The organism is Kriegella aquimaris (assembly GCF_900103215.1).
GTDB lineage: Bacteria > Bacteroidota > Bacteroidia > Flavobacteriales > Flavobacteriaceae > Kriegella > Kriegella aquimaris.
Genome location: NZ_FNGV01000044.1, coordinates 1 through 1,337, shown reverse-complemented (window position 1 = coordinate 1,337; position 1,337 = coordinate 1). Strand labels below are relative to the sequence as shown.

The 1,337-nt window shown below is 53.4% G+C and carries 1 protein-coding gene; it reads right to left on the bottom strand.

The annotated features are described in order from the left end of the window. Positions 1 to 1,174 (bottom strand): SprB repeat-containing protein (locus BLS33_RS24580; protein ID WP_143017694.1); only part of this gene is annotated, 1,174 nt, incomplete at its 3' end. Between the last annotated feature and the right edge of the window lie 163 nt (positions 1,175 to 1,337).

The following is a 1,337-nucleotide window of genomic DNA, read 5'->3' as shown; positions in this document are numbered from 1 at the left end:
CCAATTGCTCGTACAAGAATTCTGAAGGGGTATTTAGGCTACAGCCCCACTGGTCCGTAATCAACACTTCATACTCACCGGCGCCAAGTCCCGAGAATACGCGGGTGTTCTGTGGCGCACGCAGATTAACACCGTCCTTGATCAATTGATAGGTATAGTTGCTTCCCTGTCCGCCCATTGGTAAATCTACGGTGATTTCACCCTGTAGGTTCGTACAGTTGTCCCGGGTCACTTGAATGGCGGCCACTATGGCTTCTGGAACATCAAGGACAATGTTGTCCCGAATTAATCTCTCACAGCCTTGAGCATCGCGTACCCAAGCATGGTATGTCCCTGCAGGAAGGGCGGTAAAAGAACTGCCCGCTACAAAATCTATGGTTGCGGGAACACCCGCCGCTTCTAGGCCTACGTAATACGTATAGCCGCCCCATCCGCCGACAACATCGGCAATGGTGATAGACCCGTCATTTCCCGGTACACATGTAATGTCCGTTACAACGGTACTGCCCGTAATGTCTGCGCCGGGACCTGCGATATTGAAATACTCGATATTTGTACAGAACGGATTGTCTGCCTGTGATATGGAAACATAATATTCGCCTACGCCCAAGTATACGATTGGAGTGGGACCGGTCGCGGCCTCGCTGCCCGTAGCCACCGATGTGTCGTCACCAAGATCGGCCGGTGTTCCGTTCGTATTATAGACCGTCCAATTGAAACCGGTAGTATACGTAGCGTCGACAAGTCGGAAAGTCACTTCGCCGGTATCCGTCCCGAAACATACCACATCGCTTGTCTTGACGACATCGATGGTGAAGGTGTTGGGTTCTTCGATTCTGGCCGATGTCGTAACGATACAACCGGTATCGGTGTGTCTTACCAGGAAATTGTACGTACCGGCGGACAGGCCGCCGAATACGTTCGTTGGTACATACGTTGCGCCATTATCGATGCTGTACTCGTATTTGGTATCATCGCTAGCGGTGGATGTCGCGGTAACGGTGATTACGCCGTCGTTGCCCGGTGCACAGGTAACCGTAGTGGTCACCGCTGCCGTAGCGCCCGTCATCTCGTCGAAGGGGAGTACCGTGGCCGTCGTGCTGCCCGAACAACCCTTGTCGTCGTAAACGTTGACCGTATAGGTATCGCCGGTCCTGTCTGTGACCGTCAGCACATTGGATGCGCCCGATTGGACAACGGTGGAACCGCTATCCACGAACTCATAGATAACATAGGTGCCGCTACCGCCGGTAATGGCGGAACCGTCAACGGTTATCGTCGCATTGTCGGGGTTGTTCCCTGCGCTACAGCCAAATGCTGCGACCGAAGCATTGACA